Raw genomic sequence first — 1,482 nt, 5'->3', positions numbered from 1 at the left:
TGTATTCTAAAAACGGGATAGTTTCGGGAATTTTAATTAACTCTTGCTGACATCCATACATCTTTGATTACCTCCTTTAATAGGATAACATTAAAGAAGAGAAAATGAAAAATTTTTAAGGCGATTAAAATCCCCCGTTCGTTTTTCATCCACGCTTTAAAAAGACGTGGCTTTCAAGCTCTCGTCCATCTTTCGTAAAATTTTCCACTAAGATTATGATTATTAAGTCAATACTGAAAAATCAAGTATTGCCAAACTAAATCCTTTGTGGTTTGATTGTAAATGGTTATCCAGTTCATACTTTATATATTCCGAAATAGTATAGTTATTATCTTACAATTGAAATCTTGGGTAATTGTGAAATTTTCTACTAAGATTACTATTAAAGTCAATACTGAAAAATCAAGTATTGCTAAACTAAATCCTTTGTGGTTGGATTGTAAATGGTTATCCAGTTCATACTTTATATATTCCGAAATAGTTTATGAAAGATACAAATACTGAACCAGATAAAGTTGGTACAACAGAAGCAGCATTTCTTCTAAATATTTCTACTGCTAGACTCAGGTTACTTTTGAGGCAAGGTCGTCTCAAAGGAGCTAAAAAAGTCAAACGGTTCTGGGTAATTCCTTTAAATAGTAAAGGAATGCCAGAAATTACCCCTGGTCGTCGAGGTCCTCAAGGAACTTGGAATAAAGGATTCCGTACAGGCAATACTTTTATCCATGTGCTGCGAAGAGAAATTGACTATAACCGAGACCACGGTACTTCTCTTCCAGCAGTATCTGTCAAACAAGGAGGCAAAAACCATCGCTGCCACGAAGTAGAAATTCTGGGAAATTGCAAAATCGTCTATAGACCTCATAAACCTAACAAAAGTCAAGCTGGTGGTGCGCGGCTGTGGATTGAGGTAGAGCCTGATATTCAAATAATTCGCAAGTCTTTCCCAGATACAGAACTAGAGGAAAATCAACCTCAAGGCTTTGGTTAGCTTTAAGTCTGATTGTTAGTTAAACCGGATTTTTCTCTATTTAATAGTAATAGTATCGGTGTTGCCTTCCTTGACTTTTGGGTTGACACTAGAGATTCTTATGGAAATAATTCTGATATTTCTATGAGTAACAACCTTCCTCAAAATTCTCTTTTTAGCCTGAGTGAGCGATCGCTCCTATCTATATATTTTATTTCCTCTGACAATTTTTCTTCTCCAACCTCTGGAGTCTTGTAATTCTGCTTTTCCTGTGCCAGAACTCCTTTTTCTAGATGCTGGCAAAATTTGAGATTTAATAAAAAAAAATTTTTTATCTGAATATTGGAGATTTGAGAAAATTTGCAAAGTAGTCTATCAATGCTCTTTGATATTGACATACTCCCGACGTTGCTATATTCGCGACAACGCGGGATTCTTCAGCCAGAGAAACCCTGACCGCTGTTTCGTGTGAGGTGATGTTCTCCCCCTGTGTTGACAGCAATCCAACCAGA

General features: G+C 36.2%; 2 protein-coding genes. Both read left to right on the top strand.

Annotated features, from left to right (window positions below; genetic code table 11):
• Nucleotides 1-484 precede the first annotated feature (484 nt).
• Nucleotides 485-991 (top strand): DNA-binding protein, encoded by a 507-nt coding sequence (locus F6K13_RS32835; RefSeq protein ID WP_287244973.1) that lies wholly within the window; start codon nt 485-487, stop codon nt 989-991.
• Nucleotides 992-1,003: 12 nt separating this feature from the next.
• Nucleotides 1,004-1,228, top strand: coding sequence for a hypothetical protein (locus F6K13_RS32830; protein WP_287244970.1), 225 nt, complete (start codon nt 1,004-1,006; stop codon nt 1,226-1,228).
• The last annotated feature ends 254 nt before the right edge of the window (nt 1,229-1,482 follow it).

It is taken from the genome of Okeania sp. SIO2B9, assembly GCF_010672505.1.
GTDB lineage: Bacteria > Cyanobacteriota > Cyanobacteriia > Cyanobacteriales > Microcoleaceae > Okeania > Okeania hirsuta.
This window is presented reverse-complemented; position numbering and strand designations above follow the sequence as displayed.

Coding starts and splice junctions, on each gene's coding strand:
- F6K13_RS32835 (WP_287244973.1), top strand. CDS start 485: ATGAAAGATACAAATACTGAACCAGATAAAGTTGGTACAACAGAAGCA.